Source organism: Nostoc sp. 'Peltigera membranacea cyanobiont' 213 (genome assembly GCF_002245975.1).
GTDB lineage: Bacteria > Cyanobacteriota > Cyanobacteriia > Cyanobacteriales > Nostocaceae > Nostoc.
Map to the genome: position 1 here is coordinate 1 of NZ_NOLI01000143.1, position 20,133 is coordinate 20,133.

15 protein-coding genes are annotated in these 20,133 nt (G+C 41.4%); 9 read left to right on the forward strand and 6 right to left on the reverse strand.

The features are described from left to right. Positions 1-342: 342 nt before the first annotated feature. Positions 343-1,644, forward strand: a complete 1,302-nt coding sequence (locus CDG77_RS27690; protein WP_094332490.1) for a hypothetical protein — start codon at positions 343-345, stop codon at positions 1,642-1,644. A gap of 103 nt (positions 1,645-1,747) precedes the next feature. Here the strand turns inward: CDG77_RS27690 and CDG77_RS27695 are convergent, their stop codons facing one another. Next, a complete protein-coding gene (locus CDG77_RS27695) occupies positions 1,748-2,569 on the reverse strand; it encodes a sulfurtransferase (RefSeq protein ID WP_094332491.1) in 822 nt (273 codons plus the stop codon). Positions 2,570-2,918: 349 nt separating this feature from the next. Here CDG77_RS27695 and CDG77_RS27700 point away from each other — a divergent pair, with 349 nt between their 5' ends. From CDG77_RS27700 to CDG77_RS27720, 5 genes are all read left to right on the forward strand, one after another. Beyond that, positions 2,919-3,401, forward strand: coding sequence for a pentapeptide repeat-containing protein (locus CDG77_RS27700; protein WP_094332492.1), 483 nt, complete (start codon positions 2,919-2,921; stop codon positions 3,399-3,401). Between the two features lie 107 nt (positions 3,402-3,508). Further along, positions 3,509-4,432 (forward strand): tRNA (5-methylaminomethyl-2-thiouridine)(34)-methyltransferase MnmD, encoded by a 924-nt coding sequence (locus tag CDG77_RS27705; protein WP_094332493.1) that lies wholly within the window; start codon positions 3,509-3,511, stop codon positions 4,430-4,432. A 644-nt stretch (positions 4,433-5,076) separates the two neighbouring features. Continuing rightward, positions 5,077-6,321 (forward strand): response regulator, encoded by a 1,245-nt coding sequence (locus tag CDG77_RS27710; protein ID WP_094332494.1) that lies wholly within the window; start codon positions 5,077-5,079, stop codon positions 6,319-6,321. A 179-nt stretch (positions 6,322-6,500) separates the two neighbouring features. Beyond that, positions 6,501-7,880: a bifunctional UDP-N-acetylglucosamine diphosphorylase/glucosamine-1-phosphate N-acetyltransferase GlmU gene (glmU, locus tag CDG77_RS27715; RefSeq protein ID WP_094332495.1), complete on the forward strand. Its 1,380-nt coding sequence runs from the start codon at positions 6,501-6,503 to the stop codon at positions 7,878-7,880. A gap of 111 nt (positions 7,881-7,991) precedes the next feature. Beyond that, the gene (locus CDG77_RS27720; protein WP_094332496.1) at positions 7,992-8,414 is read left to right on the forward strand and encodes a DUF29 family protein; all 423 of its coding nucleotides are present in this window, start codon (positions 7,992-7,994) and stop codon (positions 8,412-8,414) included. On the opposite strand, the gene CDG77_RS27725 is transcribed toward CDG77_RS27720, so the two are convergent. After that, on the reverse strand, positions 8,405-9,358 hold the full coding sequence (locus CDG77_RS27725) for an isoaspartyl peptidase/L-asparaginase (RefSeq protein WP_094332497.1): 954 nt from the start codon (positions 9,356-9,358) through the stop codon (positions 8,405-8,407). The genes CDG77_RS27720 and CDG77_RS27725 overlap by 10 nt on opposite strands. Next, positions 9,358-9,552 (reverse strand): DUF2256 domain-containing protein, encoded by a 195-nt coding sequence (locus CDG77_RS27730; RefSeq protein WP_012407669.1) that lies wholly within the window; start codon positions 9,550-9,552, stop codon positions 9,358-9,360. Before CDG77_RS27730 ends, CDG77_RS27725 begins: the two co-directional genes overlap by 1 nt. Positions 9,553-10,128: 576 nt before the next feature. Between CDG77_RS27730 and CDG77_RS27735 the strand changes: the two genes are divergently transcribed. Beyond that, complete coding sequence (locus CDG77_RS27735; protein WP_094332498.1) at positions 10,129-11,217, forward strand: RuBisCO accumulation factor 1; 1,089 nt, start codon at positions 10,129-10,131, stop codon at positions 11,215-11,217. A gap of 93 nt (positions 11,218-11,310) precedes the next feature. Here CDG77_RS27735 and CDG77_RS27740 read toward each other — a convergent pair whose 3' ends face one another. Beyond that, positions 11,311-12,540: an AAA family ATPase gene (locus tag CDG77_RS27740; RefSeq protein WP_094332499.1), complete on the reverse strand. Its 1,230-nt coding sequence runs from the start codon at positions 12,538-12,540 to the stop codon at positions 11,311-11,313. 124 nt (positions 12,541-12,664) lie between these two features. Here CDG77_RS27740 and CDG77_RS27745 point away from each other — a divergent pair, with 124 nt between their 5' ends. Continuing rightward, positions 12,665-15,082, forward strand: coding sequence for an ATP-dependent helicase (locus tag CDG77_RS27745; protein ID WP_094332500.1), 2,418 nt, complete (start codon positions 12,665-12,667; stop codon positions 15,080-15,082). A 360-nt stretch (positions 15,083-15,442) separates the two neighbouring features. After that, positions 15,443-16,174 carry a class I SAM-dependent methyltransferase gene (locus CDG77_RS27750; RefSeq protein ID WP_094332501.1) on the forward strand — a complete coding sequence of 244 codons (732 nt, stop codon included), beginning with the start codon at positions 15,443-15,445 and terminating at the stop codon, positions 16,172-16,174. 204 nt (positions 16,175-16,378) lie between these two features. On the opposite strand, the gene CDG77_RS27755 is transcribed toward CDG77_RS27750, so the two are convergent. Both CDG77_RS27755 and CDG77_RS27760 read right to left on the reverse strand, forming a co-directional pair. Further along, positions 16,379-17,047: a DUF1345 domain-containing protein gene (locus tag CDG77_RS27755; RefSeq protein ID WP_094332502.1), complete on the reverse strand. Its 669-nt coding sequence runs from the start codon at positions 17,045-17,047 to the stop codon at positions 16,379-16,381. Between the two features lie 293 nt (positions 17,048-17,340). Continuing rightward, a partial coding sequence (locus tag CDG77_RS27760) for a putative Ig domain-containing protein (RefSeq protein WP_143857103.1) occupies positions 17,341-20,133 on the reverse strand: 2,793 nt, incomplete at its 5' end.

Genomic DNA, 20,133 nt, shown 5'->3' on the forward strand with positions numbered 1-20,133 from the left:
GTAGTAAGGACTTTAGTCCTGATTTGAGAACTAAAGTTCTCACTACAAACCTTTAATTATTTACCCTGTTCTACTTATGCAAGATAAGAAGTTGCTAGGGATCTGTTGTGAAATTACTCATTGGCTGTATTTCACTAAAGCTCATCAAAAGCCCGAGCGGAGAATCTCAGTGTCAAGTAAAAAAAATTGGTAACAATCCGAAAATTATAAATTTTAACTTGTAGTTTCAGTATATACCTACAAAGCTAAAATAGATGCACTCCATTGTATATTCTGAGTCGGAAGTTCCGATACAGCTTGTAGGTCTACATTCGCCAAACGCGATTAACGCGATCTAACTAGATGCGACTCAAGAACTGGAAAAATTTGTTTTTTTGTATTTTCTTAGCGTCCAGTAGTGGAAGCTGGTGTTGCATTAAAGTAGATGCGGCAGAATCTGCAATTACAGATGCTTGGCATCCTAAGAATTTAGCAAGCATACAGGTAAATTATCAGCAATTATGTCAGAAGTTGGAGCCAGAGGCAATTAACTCTTTGTGCAAGCAGTCTAGTAAGTCGCATCCTTTAGACTCTCAGATGCCGTTAAATCTGACACAGCAAACACCAGAAAAAGCTCAAGTCCCAGACAAAACCGGAGAACCTGGGGATAGTCAAAAGCAAAATGAAGCGCCACAACTAGAATCACAGCCAAGTGTTTTACCTACATCTCCTTCAGACTCAAAAGAGCAATTGTTGAATCCACCTCAAATAAATCAGTCCCAAAGACTAAAGAGGCTTATGCAGCTATTGCGATCGCCAAAACAGCCATCTCACTCTGATAGCGATCGCGAATTAGGGTTGCGGGTGCGGTTACTACCCCTAGAACAGCAGCCACCACCACTTAAAGAAAAACCCGTAGTTAAGTTGAAACCCATAGGCTATCTACAAGCTCATATTGGCTACTTCCAAACGAATAACATTTTTTCGTCAAATGATAATCCAATAGAAGATGGTTTAATTTTTTCTGGACTGACACTAGCCTCTGCATATTTCCCTTTAGGATCTAAGACTTATTTAAACGGCTCAATTGATGGCAATCTGATTCGTTATATAAATGAGTCAGAATATCATTACAACCAGGTGAGATTCAATCTCAGTCTTTACCAGCAGCTATCGCGGCGAATGTACGGAGAAATCAATTTCAGCAATCAACAGTTATTTTATGCTAATAACAGCGATCGCCTGGATAGCTTTAAAGCAGGCGATCGCTTTTTAAATGAGAATTCTCTCCAATTATCTTTGGGACGGCGAGATATCTTAACTCCAAGATTAACGCTAGAGAGCTTATACGAATTAAGTGTAAATTTTGCCGATCCCCAAAGTCGCGATCGGATAATCAATTCCTTTTGGGTGTCTCTAAACTACTACTTGCAAAAGCCTCTCCAGGTTGGTATTGACTACCAGGTGAATTTATCCGACTTTACACAGCGCGATCGAGAAGACCAATTTCATCGGCTATTCGGGCACTTAAATTACCGAATATCCGATACCACTAATATGAATATTCAGGCTGGAGTGAGTTTAGGCAGTTCAACTGTCGAATACATTGATTTTGATGGTTGGTTCTTCAGTATTAATTATAATTTGCAATTAGGTCAGTTTTGAAATTAGTCTTTTGTCCTTTGTCCTTAGTCAAAAACAATGACTAATGACTAATGACTAATGACTAATGACCAATGACCAATGACCAATGACCAATGACCAATAACTATAAATAAGAAATCCAATCGCTCCAGCTACCAGCATAAAGTTTACCTTTGTTAATGCCAGCTAATTCTAAAGAAAGCAAATTGACGCAAGCAGTAACGCCAGAACCGCAATAAACCAAGATTTCTTCGGCTGTTTCTAGGTGTTCCCACCGACGGCGTTGTTCCTCTTGAGGGAGTAAGTAGCCGGAAGAGTCTGTAACTTCTTGCCAAGGATAGTTGACTGCACCAGGAATATGTCCAGCAATTTTATCAATTGGCTCTCGTTCACCTCGATAGCGATCGCTTTCTCTCGAATCAACCAATACTACTTCGTCGCTATCTTTCCGGCTTTTCACCGTCGTTATATCTACCACCTTTTCTGTTTGGACTTCAGCTACAAAAGTACCGATCCTGGGTTGAGGAACGACATCCGTAATCGGATAACCAGCTTTTTGCCATCCAGTAAAGCCTCCATCCAGTACCGCAACTTGCTCATGTCCGAGATAGCGCAATAGCCACCATAAACGAGATGCAAAGGCAAAGCGCGAATCATCATAAGCTACAACCAGAGTTTTTTGGTAATTTACCCCAATCGCCGCAAATTTTTTAGCGAGATCGTTAGCGTTAGGTAAAGGATGTCTCCCACCATGTTGACCCACTGGACTGGAAAGATCCTGATTTAAATCTAGGTAATACGATCCTTTAATATGGCTTGCTTGGTATTGTTGTCGTCCTAGTTGTGGATCGGCTAAAGAAAAGCGACAATCCACAATCACGACTTGCGGATCTTCTAGATGTTCAAATAACCAAGCTGGCGAAACAACAAATTGGGAATTGGGCATTTGAAATTGGGCATTATTTAGAGGACTTACGTAACTGGCACAAATACGATTTATTACTATTGTTTGTGCTTAGTTTGTGGTGGCGGTGTCATCAGTTACGATCGCGCTAATCAGGTTTTTGTCGTGTAGGATGACGTTACCAATGATGACTTTATCATCTTTTGTACCGAAGTCTAGCGATCGCTGGTAGGTTGGATTAAGGAACGAATACTAAGTAAATATAGCAACCTTTAATACACGTAATTTAGAAGTGCGATCGCCTAGAACATCGATTCAGTCTGTCGAAGAGAGTGTTCCAGAGATTTTGTGAGTTATCTTTAAATGTGTTGATTAATATGGGAGGTAAATTATGGATGGAGAAGAATTGAGAAGAAGATATGCTGCTGGGGAAAGAGATTTTAGCAGTCTCAATCTCAGGGGTGTTAATATCAGCGGCTCCGAGCCAATGGAAGATGTTTTTATTGAAATTGACTTGAGTGGAATCAATTTGAGTGGCGCTGATTTGACTGATGCTATTTTGGCTGCTGCTAATCTTACTGATGCCAATTTGAGTAGCGCCAATCTGACCCGTGCCGACTTGGGTCAGTGCAAATTGATTCGTGCTAATTTGAGTGGAGCCAATTTGACTAAAGCTTGTTTGGATGTTGTTGAGTTCATGGATACTGACATGAGTGGTGCTGAATTGCGATCCGCTTCTATCACCCAAACTTGGCTAGGTAACACCAATATGAGTGGTGCCAAGCATGTGAGTAATGTTGACTGGACTGGTACTCGCGTCAGAGGTCTTGTATTGGAGGATGGAAGTGTCCTCAACGACGATCATGACTGGTGAGACTGTTGTTGGTTGAGAAATCAGTGCGATCGCCGATCGTGAACGAAACCCAATACTGATAAGAATATCTACAATAAAGCTCTCAAATAATTCACATTTTTTATAAAATGTCAGACTTAGAAAATTTTACACCTAAGCTCACAGCAGATGGTTCCTTCACCTTTGTCTCTCAAGAGTTTGGTGAATCCTTTCACAGCCATTATGGAGCGAAGCAGGAAAGTTTTTTCAAGTTTGTAAAACCAACTCAACTAGCTACAGCCGCCCAAAAACCAGTCTTACGGCTGTTGGATATTTGTTATGGTCTAGGATATAACACAGCTGCTGCTTTGCAGACAATTTGGGCAGTGAATCCCGATTGTTATGTAGAAGTAATCGGTTTAGAAGTGAATCCAGCAGTACCACAAGCTGCGATCGCTCATCACTTGTTCGACAATTGGAATTGTAACTATATTGAAATATTGTCCCAGCTAGCTTTTGAGTATCAAGTGCAAACACCTCAGCTAAAAGCGAAGCTACTAATTGGTGATGCTAGAACTACCATCGCCCTAGTACATCAGTCGGGTTTCTTGGCAGACGCAATTTTCCTCGATGCGTTTTCACCACCACAGTGTCCTCAATTATGGACCGTTGAATTTATTAAACAACTCTCATTGTGTTTACATCAAGATGGTTTATTAGCCACCTATTCATGTGCTGCTGCTGTCCGCACAGCATTTTTGTCTGCTGGTTTGGTGCTAGGTTCTACCCCACCCGTAGGGAGGCGATCGCCTGGTACTGTGGCAGCCCATTCTGGCAGCACTGAGCATAATGACTGCTCAGTACTTGGTTCCCTCTCACAAGTTGAAAAAGAACACTTACTAACCCGTGCTGCTATCCCCTACCGCGATCCCAAATTGAGCGATTCAGCTGAAGTCATAGTGATGCGGCGACAACAAGAACAACAAATCTCTTCACTCGAACCTACCTCCTGTTGGCGCAAAAGGTGGTTATTGGGAACACAAGGCAGGGATTTTATGGGAAGTAGCTTTTAATTATATCGATTACCTGTGAGGTTTTTTCTGAACAAATTGCTCAAGCCCCAAGTGCGATCGAGCGTGATTTTGAGCAATTTAACAAAAAATTACTATTCGGCAGCGATCGCAACCTCAAGTAGTTCCTCAATCCTTAATTCCAAAGAAACTATCTATATTTTCCAAAAATTCTGATTTCCTTTCTAGATCCTCAGGTAATTAGTTTTTCCGATGCAAATAAATAAAATCTATGATAGTATCTAATTTTACATTTCTTATGGCAGTGTTTTTAGATTACGATAACTAAGTAAGTAAAAATATGTATACTTAATGATTACCATAAAGACTTCTAACTAAAAATCCTATAATTTAATACAAAGCGAGCAACTACAGTGCTTTCTAGGTTTTTTGTGTTAAAAAACCTCCGTAAAAAACCTGATTTAACATTTGTGAAAATTTATCATACTGGAACTAGAAGCAAAAAATTTGACAACAAGATATCCCTTATTCGTAAGATAAAAGATACAAGCTGCAAAAAAAATTAGAGAGGCAGCTTTACATAATGCATTAATCCCTATGAAAACTCTGGCTTAGATACAGTCAAATATTAAATTTCTTTTTGAAATCTAACACTGTTAACTTGTGCAAAAACTTGGAGTGCCTTTGTGATTCAATGGAAATCCAACCATCCAGACTTTACAGAACAAATTGTTAGTGGGTCAAACCCCACTAACACAGTAAAGAGTATCGGTTCAAATCATGTTGTAGGCTCGCAGAATAATGTGGAGGCTTATTCTTTAGGCTTATCTCAAGAAGACCTGATGCTTAAAGATAAGCAAGCAATGTCTTCTTGGATAAAATCTGATATTAATTATGGTGATGATTCATTGGTTTCTAGAACACTACAAGCCAAAGGTTCTAAAGTGAATGGGTTTGATTTAGATCCGCCGAAGGTTTTAATAGTTGACGATCATGCCGCTAGCCGTATGACTGCTGTTGCCCTCTTGGGGATGGAAGGATACGAAGTGATTGAGGCGGACAGTGGTTCTATTGTTGTGGGATTGGTAACTGAAAAACAGCCAGATTTGATTTTGCTGGATGTGATGATGCCAGGAATGGATGGATTTGAAGTCTGTCAATTGCTCAAACAGGATGAGCAGACTAGACTGATTCCAGTGATTTTCATTACAGCATTAAATGACAGGCGATCGCGCATTCGGGGAATTGAAGTTGGGGCAGATGATTTTCTCACCAAACCCTTCGATCGTGTGGAACTGGCGGCGCGGGTGAAGTCCTTGGTACGGCAAAAGCGTCTCAACGAAGATTTAGACCATGCCGAACAAGTACTATTTTCCATTGCCATGTCTATTGAAAGTCGCGATCCTAACACCGGCGACCATTGCCAACGCCTATTAAAACTGGGACAACTTTTTGGTGAATACCTCAGCCTCTCACGCTACCAAATTCGAGATTTGAGATGGGGTGGTTATCTCCACGATATCGGCAAGGTGGGTATTCCCGATGCAATACTGCTAAAAAAAGGTGAACTCACCTCCGAAGATTGGCAGATCATGAAGCAGCACGTTTTAATTGGAGAAAGAATCTGCCAGCCACTACGCAGTATGCAGGGTGTAATTCCCATAATTCGCCATCACCACGAACGCTGGGATGGCTCAGGCTACCCTGATGGACTTAAAGGCAATGATATTCCTTTTCTGGCGCAAGTATTTCAGTTAATTGATATTTACGATGCCCTAACTAGCGAACGACCTTACAAAAGAGCTTTTACTTTTGCAGAAGCACTTTTAGTGATGCAAAAAGAAGCTGATTCTGGTTGGCGCAATCCTAAGCTAATGCAGGAGTTTGTAGAGTTTATTCAATTTTATCAAGAGAAAGAGTCGGGAGGATAATGATTTATCGCTACTGTCATCAGGGGTAATTGGTACTATAATCTTCGCTTTTGAGGAAAGTAGTTATCCTGACTCATTGTATATTTCAGTCTTCTATGATTAGCTGGTATGATTTGAGCCTAAATCTTAAAGTACCAACAGCATTAATCAAAACTTTCACTGATAGCTGATAGCTAATTATGGTAGTTGTAGCAATTCTAGCGGCGGGACGCGGCACACGGATGAAATCAAGCTTACCCAAAGTTTTACATTCTTTGGGTGGGCGATCGCTAGTCGAGAGAGTTCTTGAAAGTGTAGAACCACTTTCCCCCTCACGACGAATCGTAATTGTGGGATATCAATCCGAGGAAGTGCAAGCCGCCATGCATTCAATTCCCAATTTGGAGTTTGTCGAACAGACTGTGCAATTGGGGACAGGTCATGCCATCCAGCAATTACTTCCACACTTGGAAGACTACACTGGGGATTTGCTGATACTTAACGGCGATTTACCGTTGATCCGCAGCGAAACCCTCAAGCAGATGTTACAAACTCACACCCAAAATCAAAACGCCGCCACTATTCTCACCTCACACCTATCCGATGCCACAGGCTACGGGCGAGTTTTTTGTAACGATGAAAATATTGTGCAGCTTATGGTCGAACATAAGGATTGTAATGCTGCCCAAAGACAAAATCACCGCATTAATGCTGGAGTTTACTGCTTCCGTTGGCCAGATTTGGCAAAAGTTCTGCCCCACCTCCAGGCAAACAATGCCCAAAAAGAATACTATCTCACCGATGCCGTCACTCAAGTAGGAAAAGTGATGGCGGTAGATGTGGAAGATTATCAAGAAATTCTCGGTATCAACGATCGCTTACAACTAGCAACAGCATCTGAAATTTTGCAAAGGCGAGTCAAAGAAAAATGGATGCTAGCAGGTGTCACTCTCATCGACCCTACAAGCATCACCATTGATGAAACAGTAGAATTACAGCCGGATGTAATTATTGAACCCCAAACTCACCTACGGGGAAATACAGTAATTAAAACAGGAAGTCACATTGGGCCAGGAAGTTTAATTGAAAATAGTCACTTAGCTGAAAATGTCACAGTCCAGTATTCAGTAATAACAGATAGCACTGTGCAGACAGGAAGCCAAATTGGCCCTTATGCTCATTTGCGCGGTCATGTACAAGTGGGTGCTGGTTGCTGTGTGGGGAATTTTGTAGAATTGAAAAATACTCAATTAGGCGATCGCACTAATGCAAAACATTTGTCATATATAGGTGATGCCGTTGTCGGCAATCAGGTGAATATTGGTGCAGGTACAATTACTGCCAATTATGACGGCGTGAAAAAACACCGCACCAAAATAGGCGATCGGACAAAAACGGGTTCCAATAGCGTTTTAGTGGCTCCACTCACCTTGGGAAATGATGTCTACATTGCAGCTGGTTCTACAGTCACAGAGGATGTTCCTGATGATTCTCTAGTGATTGCCCGTAGTCGTCAGGTAGTGAAATTAGGTTGGCGAAGAAAAAGCGTTGAAAATCAAACCACAGATCAACATAAATAATTCATCGCTGTTAATAGCGATTTATTTGTGGTTTGAGAGCATAAATCAGGATTTTTGCAATTTGTCTAATCTAGCTAGATTAGTAGTAAAGCCAAAATCTCAACATATAACATGGAAGAACTGCTAGAACTTAGGCAATTTCTAAAACAAGGCAAAATCCATGAGGCGCTACTGTTGGTGGATGAGTTAGAAGAAATGAGCCTCAGTGACAAAATCAATAAAATTGATAGTTATGGTGTAATTCTGCTCATCCATTTAATTAAACAAAAGGCTGAAAAACGTTCTACTCGCTCTTGGGATGTTTCCATAGAAAATACGGTGCGGGAAATCAACAAAATAAACAAGCGCCGCAAATCCGGTGGTTTTTACTTGAATCAAGCAGAATTAATGGATATTCTGCAACAAGGATATCAAGTGGCACTGAAAAGGGCGGCGCTAGAAGCTTTTGAGGGAAGTTATGAAGCCCAAGAGTTAGCAGCAATAGTTAACCAGCAAGAAACTTTAGCCCAAGCGCTGGAACTGATTCAACAATAACCAATCAGTTCGTCGCCAGTCCATTCCAAAGTATCACCAATTTTTTCGCCGTTGTGGTAAGCAGCGAGTAAAATTTCGCTAGTTTTGCCCCAAGCGATCGCTCCACTCACATCTAAAGCGATCGCTCCTAAATCCCGTTTGTTCTGGTGCGCTTCCTCAAAGGAACGCTCCATAGCCTCTTTCAGGGACATTCCATCAGTAACGCGCACTACAATCCGTGGGGCTAAACACTCATCGATGATATCTTCTCCAATTCCAGTACAGCTAACACCAGCATTACTAGTAGCATAATTACCTGCTGGCATCGCAGAATCACTTACCCTGCCAATCCGCTCAAATCCCTTACCACCAGTGGAAGTGCCAGCAGCTAGGCTACCAGATGTATCTAAAGCTACGACACCGATAGTCCCACGTCCGGCATTACTGGTTTCTATCAGTTCGGGTTCTGCTACCACGCCAGCCATTGCACTTTTAAAATTATCCTGGCGTTCTTGTATCCACTCTTGCAACCGCAAATCAGTTAAAGCGTTATAGCTAGGAAGTTGCATTTCCCGCGCCAACTCAGCCGAGCCGAAATCTGATAGGACTCGATCTGGCGAATTTTGTAAAAATTGTGCCAACTCAATGGGATTTTTTACCCGCGAAATATTAATCACGCCACTAAACCGCCCTAATGCGCCATCCATCAGGGAAGCACTCATGCGAATTTGCCCATCAGATTGCAGTACTGAACCAGTACCAGCATTAAAGCGGGGATTGTCTTCGAGCATTTGGCAACCATGCACCACCGCCTCAGAAGCAGTTGCTCCTGACAATAGCAGAGAATAGACTTCTTCTATTACTGTATGGAGCGATCGGCGCACCGCCTCTAATCCTCCTTTACCGTGGAGAGAACTGCCAGCCCCTCCATGAATAATTAATTTAGGTTGCACCTGTGACTCCATTAATCCCCTGCGCTATTTGCGTCTGTGTTGCGGTTAGTTTCATTTTGAGCTTCAGAACGGCGACGACGACAACGTTCTGAGCAGTATTTCACATCGTCCCAGCAATCTTGCCACTTTTTACGCCATGTGAAAGGACGTTGACATACCGGACAGATTTTTGTAGGTAGGTCAGATTTAGAACGAACACGTCCCATATAAATACTGTATGTGTATATGAGAATTTGATTTCTGAGAGAGATGGAAAATAATTATAACCAGTTTCCTACAAAGGAAGTAAACTTTCACAGAAAAAATGTAATGTCAATCTCTCCTAAGATTTATTTTTTAGCTATGTATCTGGGAACACAAAATTATCGGCAGATAACTCAACCTCAAGTAAATCTATACATCCGTCTAGGGAGAGTTTTACACAGCATAGTCAAGCTTGGGTTAAGTATTTATAGAACTAGCTTTTTCAATGTGACTTCTAAAATCTCTTTTTTCTCTTTGCGCCATTGCGGATCTGCGGTTAAAAAATCTTTTATTAAATCACAGTCAAATCGCATTAGATTAGAATTAAACTTGCTCATGAAGTGTTAATCAACTTCTCAAATTCAGGACTTACGCAAACAATAGCCGAAAAGAAAGATTTTCTTCTTAGAGCAATTCATAAATTGCCCCTACAGCATCTCGTTTTGCGTAAGTCCTAAAATTAACTGCGGTTAAAACCGTTCGTGTCGCTTCCCTCTCAGGTTTAAAGACGCTGAGTTTCTTGCATACTGCGTATTCTTATGACTGATCTACCACCCAACGCTCAGAATCCCGAAGAAAATGCTACCAACGATGTAGCACAAGAGTTACTGCGAAGACTGAGGCAAAAACAAGGCAACTGGGTGGAATGGGGAACAGCGATCGCCTCGTTGCTAAAAACCGGTTACAATCCCCAAGAAATTTTTGAGGCGACTGGATTTGAGCCAATTCAACAAAATCAGGTGGTTGTTGGTTCTCAAGTTTACAATTCTTTGGAAAACTCTGGAGTATCGGCAGAAACGCGATCGCACTACGCCATCCGCGGCAGTGATGTTTTATACGAACTGCGTTTGCTCACTCAAGAAGAACGCGCCGCCGCCGCCGAACTGATCTTCCTCCACAAAATCGATGCTGATGAAGTGAAGGAAGTGGCAAAAGCAATTAAAGAGTTCTCTTATTACCGGACTTTACCAGAAGGGTTTTCTGCCCATCCTGGTGATGCCGTTGCTCACCAAGTTTGGAAACTGGCACGCCAAAATACAGATTTACAACAGCGATCGCGCCTGATCGCTAAAGGTTTGCGTTTTGCTCACACGCCAGCAGCCAGAAAACAAATCGAACAGCTTCTGACTGATTTTACTAGCGTTCCCCAGCGTCCAGCGCCAATTTTACCCTTTTACCGCCTGGAATTTGAAGAACAATTACCTCGAATTTTGCCCGTGGTAGGCGAGTTGCCATTGTCACGAAAAGACTTGCAAGCTGTGCCGATTTTGACCGAAATTGAACCATTTCGCCTAGTTAAGTTTTCGGGAGAGCAAGCTTGGGTACCATTACCAGGTTGGCAAGTGCTGTTAGCAGCAGAAGATCCAGTAGTGATTTTAGCGAATAGCGATCGCTTCCCCGTGCAAACTCAAAGCCAACTCGGTCCCGTTGTAGTTGTGGTAGATCGTGCCAAACGAGAATGGGATGCCTCTAGCTATTTTGTCATTGAAAATGGTGGTGAATTAGAATTTCAGTGGTTTGAAACTGAGCCAGAAATTCCTCTACTAGGACAAATTATTATCATTGTGCGTCCTAAGAAAATTCTGGATGAAGAATTAACTAAGGATTCTTGGCAGATTGATGAATAATTGAAGAAGAATTCAGGAGTCAGAATGGGCTAAACCTTAGCTATCCGCTAACAGGAGTCAGAATTCTGACTTCTGTTCCGATCGACTTCCATTTTAATTTTCTAAATCTTTGCTGCTAACAGTTACGCTGCTCATTTGTTCTCGCAAAATTGCAACTTGAGAAATCATGATTTTCTCTAGCGCCCCAGTTTCCATCGTTCCCATCCAACGAATCATTGATGAGAGAAATAATTCTTTGAGATAGGCAAAAGAAAAGCCTTCTGTTAATTCAACTATCTGACTCACAGCTTGTTCAGACAAGCCCATCGCACTTTTTAATTTTTCATTCCACAATGTGATGTAGGCTTCTCGTTCGGGGATAGCTGGCAGGTCAAAATGATATTTGCGATCGAAGCGACTGGGGCGATCGCTAATTGCGGAATCTAAACGTTCTGGATGATTAGTAGTCGCAATGGTAACAATTCCTTGATTAGAAGCAAAGCCATCAAGCTCATTTAAAAAGAAAGAGCGGTTTTCATCATTTAATAGAGAATCAATATCTTCTAATACCAAAACACACGGGGCAGACTGCCGTGCTTGGTTGAATACTTTACGGATATTGTCGCTATCAGTAGCATACTCAGACTTAAAGCTTTTAACGTATAAGCAAGGCTGCTGCATTTGGTTAATCAACGCTTTAACTGTATGCGTTTTTCCATTTCCTGGAGAGCCAATAAACAAAATACCACGTTTCCAAGGAACGCTATAATTTGCGTAAGTTTCGCAGGAGGCAAAAAAGTTTATTAGGTCATCTTGAATATCTTGCTTAAGAGTTTTATGCAAAATGAGATTCTCAAAAGTTGCGCTTTGAATAGATTGAAATAGGTCTGGATTTTTATCCCAGTAACCATCTTCAAAAACTAAAAGTTCATCACGAATTTCTGAGTTCCAATCACAAACTGCGGCAAAAAACTTTTCAGCGACTTCTATGCTATCCGCCAAAATCCAAGAATAGCGAGTTTTACAATAACTTTCATTCCAACTCATTAAGAGGATATCAAGTTTGTTTCCTTGCCATGAAACTTGAAACCTGGCATTTTCAGTATATTTGTAAATTTCGTTTTCCATTCCATTCCAACCAGTAAGCATCTGGTTATGTATCCGATCGTCATATTTTATTTTGCAGAAATTTGCCTCAGCATACTTTTCTAAATTGAAGGAACTATCATTACTTTCCAGCAAGGCTTTTTTAGGATAAATAGCTGCTAGCTCCTGGCTAACATGATAAGAGATAGCATTATTAGATAAGCTCAAGGCGTATGTAATTAGTTTTTGAATTTTCATGTTTATTTATTTTTCTGGTTAGTTAGAAGCTCAGAAAGATATCAAATTAAGTTAATCTAACATTAAGATGGCTGAATTGTGAATTCTTACTTAAAGAATTATTCTTCCAAATATAAAATTTGATATGTCAGACTCTAAATTTACTGTTCCTGTAGCTCAAGAATCCCTGCACTCAGAATTCTCTGAGCGATCGCCTATTCCTTCTCTGCGAGATAAAATTCTCGCAATTCGCAACAGTCTACGCCCCGGACAACAACAAATGGCTGACTGGGGATCTGGCCCTTTGGCTATTTCTGCCGTTCCTGGCGCAGGTAAATCTACTGGGATGGCGGCGGCGGCAGCGATCGCGATCGCCCGTCAATATGAACGTTATGCCCAGTCGCGCCCATCATCGCGTCGTCATCTGGTGGTTGTCACCTTTACTCGTTCTGCTGCTGCCAACATTAAAGCAAAAATCCGCAAATTCTTACGAGATGATTTATCTCTGCCTCAGACAGGCTTTTTTGTTTATACCTTACATGGTTTAGCGTTGAACATTGCTAGTCGCCATTCTGATTTATCGGGTTTGCAGTTAGAAAATGTCACATTAATTACACCAACCCAAAGTCATCGCTTTATCCGAACAGCCGTAGAACAATGGATTGCCAATAATCCCGGAATATATTTACGGTTATTAGAAGGTCATCAATTTGACGGAGAAGAGACAGAAAGGTTGCGTCGCCAATCGGTGCTGCGAACAGAAGTATTGCCGGAATTAGCGAATACGGTAATTCATGAAGCAAAAAGTTCGGGGATATCGCCAGAAAAATTGCGGGAGTGGAGTAGACAAACCACAGACGAATATGCAATTTTGAGCGTAGCGGCGGGATTGTATGAGCAATATCAAAACTTAATGCGATCGCGTGATTTCATCGATTACGACGATATGATTTTAGCCGCACTGCGCGTTTTAGAAAACGACAGCGCCCGTCGCATCGAGCAAAACCAAGTTTTCGCCGTATTTGAAGACGAAGCCCAAGATTCTAGCCCCCTTCAGACGCAGCTGTTAGAAATTTTGGCACGTGATGGGGGAGATAACTCTTGTACAGACGCGATTAATCGCATCTCTAACTCAGCACTCAATCTAGTCCGAGTTGGCGACCCTAACCAGGCGATTAACTCTACCTTTACGCCAGCCGATCCGATTTATTTCCGGCAATTTTGCGAAGAGTGCGATCGCATCGAACGATTGGCAACGATGGATCGAGCCGGTCGCAGTAGTAGAATTATTATTGAAGCCGCGAACTTTGCTCTGAAATGGATCAATAATCAGTCCTTAGCAAAAACGAATAACGGACAACAGATTCCTGACAACCGACAAGTACCATTTCGCTTACAAACAATTCTCCCTGTTGAAACCGGAGATCCGCAAAAGAACGCCAACCCAGCACCAATAGGACGGGGATTAGAACTTTATACCCCGCGTGACATTCATCACACCGTTGAATTGTTATCTAAAAGAGTAGTCGAGTTATTTGGCGAAGATCCAACACAAAATAGTGCAGCGATTTTAGTGCGAGAAAATCGCCAAGGAAGATGGTTAGGAGAGGCTCTAGCACCTGTATGCAAAGAGCATAAAATTACACTTTACGATGTGGGAGAACGCGATCGCCGTTCTCATGTTCCCCAAGAAATTTTAGCATTGCTGCAATTTTGCGATCGCCCCCACTCCCCCGATTATCTCAAAGCCGCCCTAGAAGCATTAGTACAGCGCCAGCTAATTCCTACCCAAGACCTCAACGCCCTTGCTAGTTTACCAGAAGAATTTTTGTATCCTGGCCCCCTAGCAGCACCCCAGCCAGAAACAGTCCAAAAAGCCGCACGCTTGTGTCGCAATTTACTTCGCGCCCGCTTGGAATTGCCACTGTACCAGCTAATTTCCTTTCTCGCCTTGACCTTAAATTACGACCAAGCAGAATTGGCAACTGCTGACAAACTTGCAGAACGGGTAAATCAGCAGATAGCCGGCAATAGTTCGATGGGGGGAATGCTGTCAGCTTTAAGTGAAATCGTCAGTTCCGAACGGTTTGAACCAGTGGAAACCGAAGATTCAGAAGAACGTTATACTCGTCGCGGTCAACTGACCATTATTACCATGCACAAAGCCAAAGGGCTGGATTGGGACTATGTATTTCTTCCCTTTCTCCACGAAAACTTAATTCCTGGTAGATTTTGGGTTCCTCCTCAAAGCCAGTTTTTAGGGGATTTTACTTTATCAGAAGTAGCCCGTGCCCAAATTCGTGCTACTCTCCACGGAGAATCTACCATCCCAGATGTTACACAGGCATGGGAACAAGCAAAGCAGTTGAAAATATCTGAGGAGTACCGTTTACTCTACGTTGCGATGACACGAGCAAAACGTCTGGTGTGGATGTCAGCAGCGCAGAAAGCCCCCTTTACTTGGAGTAAACCAGAGAATTTACAAGAACAAGCTCCTTGTCCCGTGTTTCCAGCATTAAAGCGCCAATTTCCTGAATGTGTGGCGAATTTGGCTTACATCTAGCTAAATAAATCTTCTAGATTTTTCCCACCAGGTATTTTAATCAGAAAGTTAGCATAGATATATGGTTCTTGCGTCCCTTTTATGGTGACTGAGGATTGATTGTAACAAAACCCTTGGGGGGCAAGGGTTATAAAGAATTATGGGACTGTTTTGAATGAAATGCTTATAGGATAAGGCTTTCAATGATTTTGAACCAGATTTTCCATAAAAATAACCGAAGACCCAGATATATTTAGCATAGATATATATTGAATATAAAATTTAATTTTTATGTAGCGGAGAAAAATATTCAACTTAAGGCTAAGTTTTCATGTAGTATTCATTTAAATTGCATTCTCAAAGTCTTAGGGGAGGATTTGCATGAAAACTACTTACAATCCAAGGCAATATTGGGAGCAACGACTAAATAATAATTTTACACTCAAAGGTGTAGGTCATATAGGATTTAGTGAGTCTTATAACAGTTGGCTTTACCGCAGAAAAGCTCTGTGTATAGAATCTTGTCTAAGTGGAACGACCTTACAAGGGAAGAATGTACTTGATATTGGCTGCGGTACAGGTTTTTTCATTAATTGGTATGTCGAAAAAGGAGCAAATATCACTGGTATCGATATTACTGATGTAAGCATCAAAAAGCTTAAGCAAAAGTATAAAGGTGAATTCTACACACAGGATATAACCGATCCTAATTTTAGTCTTTTTTATAAGAAATTTGACATAATCAACATCTGGGATGTGGTATACCATATTGTTGATTCTAACCTTTTTAACCAGGCTTTCGACAACATTGCTAAAAGCATTAAAGATGGTGGACTGTTGCTTTTGACAGATTGGTTTGGTGGTTCTTCTGACAAGCAGATAGGCAGCCATGTCAAAGCGAGATGTCTTGATACCTACAATCAGATTCTTCCCAAGAAGGGATTTGAGCTAGTAGGAATTTATCCTTTGTATTACCACCTGAATAATGTTCATGTGAGAATATTAGATAACTATCTCGGTAAGTTCTATTTTGAGCTTGATAACCGCAATCAAAAAATACCTAAGAATAATTTATCCTTAGGTCTGTGGCGTTATAATCAAAACAATAATTAGTCTTAGTAAGAGGTTATGACACTAACTTACAGCATAGTGTAGCTTTCTATACGACTATCGATATCCGATCGGACATTGACTAAATAAGTGCATTCTTCTCAACTTAAGTTACATGCTAAAAAGCTGGGCTGGGAATATAATTTCCTTTTTTTGGAATTAAAGAAGCAAATAATCACCTTTTTGGCTAAAGAAATCAAGCAAATTTTAAATCAGCGATGCAATGATATTAATACTCATAGCTAAAATGGTGGTATTGAAAAAGAAGGATAATATGCCATGTAACAAAGTCAAGCGCCTCATGTTGCTTGATGTCGTCTGCACGTCTGAAACTTGACTGGTCATGCCAATTACAAATGAATAATATAAAAATTCCCAATAGTCTGGATAGTCGTTATTAGGAAAATCCAAACCTCCGGTAATTTCTTCACTATTTTTATGGTTAATATATTTGTAATAGCTGTGTGCATATTGCACTGCAAACATCGTATGCACTAGTAACCAGGAACCAACAATGGTTATAATTGCAAGTACGACATGTAGAGTAAGCAGAATTGTTGACAATTCTTTTTTGTCAGTTAGCAAAAACCCAATAGCTAAAACACTAGCACAAGCCGCAGCTATCACTAGCAGGAATATAGCCAAATGCCCTTCATATTCACTCTCCGCATAACGACGAATTTTTTCTGGTGTAGCCGCGATCATTTTCCACCAGGTTACAGCTAAGAAAAAGTCAATACCAGAGTTCCAAGCGCAGAGAATGCGAGTCGGTAAGTGCAGTAAATGTGGAAGTATTACTGAAACTAATACAGCGAGTCCGACAGCAATGATTAGTCGGGGTCGAGAGTCAAAGTTTTTAAATAAGTTAAGTTTCACAAATATATATTCAGAACATTTTTAAGCAAGAAGATATCACAGTTATAGACAACTTATACACAAAGGTAAGTTGAACTGTAATTATAAAACGGGAGAGAGCGCAGATTTTGCGTTAGTTCTGTCCACCACAGGTATCGTACTCCCAATTTAACCATCCGATCGCTTCTCGACTGGATCGTTTAATTTAAAAATGCGACCAGAGAGGGTTTGATGCCGTACTCTCCGTGCTAACACATCCTACGGATATTTTCTCCAAATCAAACCGGATTCCTATATATCGAGTAACTGTCAGACTAGGCGATACTCAAATTGACTCGGACAATCAAATCGTTGTAGTCTTTATCGCCGCCATTTGCCAAATCCTCAAAGCCAAAAGCGTTATTACCTAACAGGCGAATATGATCTGCTTTGTCAGTGTTAGCGCCCAAGAAGGAGAAGTAAACTGCCGGATCGTTATTAGTATTGCTATCAAGAATTGCATCAGGCCCGGCATTAACAATGATAAATGGGACGAAAATAGCACCAGGTTGAAAATTACCTGTCAAAGTTGCTGTACCTTGGTTAGGCACACTCAAATCAATACCAGCGACACGGTTACTAATAGCTGCTTGAGTATAACCCGCTTGTCCAACAAGCACATCTGCTTTCCCATCACCATTGGTATCGATACCACCATTTTCATCAGTTACCTGATAAAAGCCGACAAAGTTGTTAAAAGCTGCTTCTCTATGAACCACAAATTCAGCTTTCACCAATTGTGTTACATCTCGTAAATCAATCAGTTCGGCTTCATCTTTTCCTTGAAGACCGCTACCTAAAGGTGGATTTTGGTCTGTTGCTTCAATCTTGACAACTAAATTCTGGAAGTTGAGAGAAAACCCTTTATCATCCACATTTGTGTCTGAGGAAAAAAGCACCTGAGAAAAGGAAGTTTGTCCAGATAGCACCGCCTGAGTAGTGCTGCTAGGGATTAAATAAAATCTCAGGTTACTCTCAGAGTTGAATTCCAGTAGGCTTGTCAGGTCAGTAGGATTAAAACCATTGGGTAGTTTGGCAAGAGATGAGAGAAGCACCGTTGCTCGTTGGAGAGCTAATTCGGTGTAATTTGCCGCACCAGGGGCTACGCCGTTAATTCTACCTTCTGCATCATCAACAACAAACACACCCAGTTCATTGACTTCTTGAGAGGTGTTGCTTTTAATATTGACTAAGAGTTTGGCTTTTTCTCCGTTAACTTGATTTTTGATAGTAAAGACATCACCTGTAATTCTTGTGAGTAGGCTGATTGCTTGGATACTAGAAGTAGTTTTCTGAGCAACTGTGAGTGCAAAATCATCACTGACTCCAGCGCCTAAGGGATCTGTGGCGGTGACTTTGATGTTTAAGCTACCCAAGTTATTATTCGTAGGAATGCCGCTAAAAGTACGCTTATTAGCATTGAAGGTTAACCAACTGGGTAGTGGATCGCCGTTGTCTAAGGTAGCTGTGTAGGTTAGTGTATCTTCAAGATCCACATCGCTAAAGGTGTTTTCAGGGATAGTGAAGTTAAAAATAGTTTCTGCTGTGGCTTTTTGGTCAGCGATCGCCCGATCTACAATTGGTGCATTGTTGGCTTTAGCAACTGTGAGTGCAAATACATCACTAACTTGAGCAAGAGCCGGATCTGTGGCTGTGACTTTAATGTTCAAGCTACCCACGTTCTCATTGGTAGGAGTGCCGCTAAAGGTAAGCTCATTAGGATTGAAGGTTAACCAACTGGGTAGTGGGTCGCCGTTGTCTAAGGTAGCTGTGTAGGTTAAGACATCTTGAACATCCACATCGCTAAAAGTGTTTTCAGGGATGGTGAAGTTGAAGGTAGTTTTTGCTGTGGCTTTTTGGTCAGCGATCGCCCGATCTACAATTGGTACATTATTGAAACTAGCAACTGTAAGTGTGAATACATCACTGACTTCATCCCCAGAAATATCCTTAGCGGTAACTTTGATATTCTGATTACCTAAATTATCCACCGTAGGAATACCACTAAAATTGCGGGTAGCAGTATTAAAACTCAACCAACTGGGTAGGGGGTTGCCGTTTTCAAGAGTAGCAGTATAAGTGAGGGTGTCTCCAGCATCAATATCAATGAAGGTGTTCTCTGGGATAGTGAAATTGAACTGCGTATTTATCACTACCTTTGGATTAGCGATCGCCGTAACTAACTCTGGCGCATCGTTGACGTTCTTAACAGTGAGTGCAAAGTCATCACTGACTGGAACCCCCAAAATATCCCTAGCAGTAACTTTGATGTTGAGGTTAGCAACGTTTGCATTTAAGGGAGTACCACTGAAGGTTTTGGTCGCAGCATTAAAACTCAACCAACTGGGTAGAGGGTCGCCGTTGTCGAGAGTTGCAGTATAGGTAAGGATGTCGCCAGCATCAACATCAGTAAAGGTGTTTGCTGGGAAAGTAAAATTGAAAACTGTGTCTTCTGTTGCTTCTTGGTCTGCGATCGCTGTAACTAACTCTGGTGCATCGTTGACGTTCTTAACGGTGAGTGTAAAGACATCGCTTGCTTTGGCAAGAGAAGTATCTGTAGCGGTAACTTTAATGTTCAAGCTACCAACGTTTGCATTTAAGGGAGTACCACTAAAGGTTTTGGTCGCAGCATTAAAACTCAACCAACTGGGTAGGGGATTGTCGTTTTCAAGAGTTGCAGTATAGGTGAGGCTATCGCCAGGATCGATATCAATGAAGCTGTTTGCTGGGAAAGTGAAATTGAAAACCGTGTCTTCTGTTACTTCTGGATCTGCAATTTCATTCACCACTTCTGGCGGATCGTTGACGTTCTTAACAGTGAGTGTAAACACATCACTCACTTTTGCAAGAGAAGTATCTGTAGCGGTAACTTTAATGTTCAAGCTACCGACGTTTGCATTTAGGGGAGTACCAGTGAAGGTTTTGCTATTAGCATTAAAACTCAACCAACCGGGTAGAGGGTCGCCGTTGTCGAGAGTTGCAGTATAAGTGAGGATGTCGCCAGCATCAACATCAGTAAAGGTGTTTGCTGGGAAAGTGAAATTGAAAACTGTGTCTTCTGTTGCTTC